Source organism: Paractinoplanes toevensis (assembly GCF_018332695.1).
Lineage (GTDB): Bacteria > Actinomycetota > Actinomycetes > Mycobacteriales > Micromonosporaceae > Actinoplanes > Actinoplanes toevensis.
Map to the genome: position 1 here is coordinate 1 of NZ_BOQN01000273.1, position 1,072 is coordinate 1,072.

The window sequence follows — 1,072 nt, forward strand, 5'->3', positions numbered from 1 at the left end:
GCGGCATGACAGTGCGAACTTGAGGTCAGGGCGGCGCTGCGGTCCTGAGCCTGGGCAAGCGCCGGGCAAATGTTCCGAAGTCCTGCATCCTGTGCCTGGAGTAACCGACGGCTGCAACATCACGACGAGCGGAGAACGCAGTGGGCCCTGACGAGAACACCTATGTGCGGGATCAGAATGCCCGAGTCGACCCGATGCTCACTCTCGGGACGATCACCGTCGCCGGCCTGCGGTCCATTCTCGCCGACCTGCCAGACGACGCCATCGTCGTCGTCGCGAGCGACGGAACGGGTGGGGACGACTGCTCACCACTGGCCGACGTGGAGGAGGTCTGGTACTTCCCGACAGCCGGCGAGTCCGCTCCACTCGGGCGCGACGCCGATGGCAACGTCCACGAGCCCGGATCCCGTGACCTGTACGCAGTGTTGCTACGCCCTGCTGACCGCCGCTGACCGGTGCCCTCAGCACCCCTATCAGCGGCAGATCCGGATGGCGGTGCCGGCTGCCGTACGAGAAGATCGGCGTCATGGGGCATAGGGCTGCCGGATGGACGTGGTCCAAGGTGAGCGCAGTCCATGAAAGTCGTCCTTCACACGGCGCATGCGACGACGAGATTCGCAGCTACAGGTTTCGCCACTACGCACCATCCGACAGCTCCTACGAGCGCTGCATCGGCTTGGCCTGGTGTTCAACCTGTCGCGAGTACTCGGGCGGCATGGTGTACGTGCCGCGAGGCGAACACCTTACAGACGCGCTTGCCGACCTGCCGGCGGTCCAGCGAAACCGGCTCGCTCGCAGCGAGGTGAAACTCCTCGACTACCTTGACCGCCTCGCGCGGCGCGGCGCTTGGCCACCCGAGAGATAACGCCGCGTGATCGCCGTTGAGCAGCCATGCGCCATGACAGCGGCAGATCAGGATGGTTGTAAGTACCACTAGGGCCGCGGCGCGCGGGGCGGAGCGTCAGGCGAGTACGGCGGCTCAGACGATGGCGGGACCGGCGGTGCATACCCGCCCTGCGACGGATAGCCGCCTGGCGGCGGATACGAACCCGGCGGCGGATACGAACCCGGC

The 1,072-nt window shown here is 66.5% G+C and carries 1 protein-coding gene; it reads left to right on the forward strand.

From position 1 onward, the window contains the following. The first annotated feature begins 140 nt into the window (after positions 1–140). On the forward strand, positions 141–452 hold the full coding sequence (locus Ato02nite_RS51175; protein ID WP_213013997.1) for a hypothetical protein: 312 nt from the start codon (positions 141–143) through the stop codon (positions 450–452). Positions 453–1,072 lie beyond the last annotated feature (620 nt).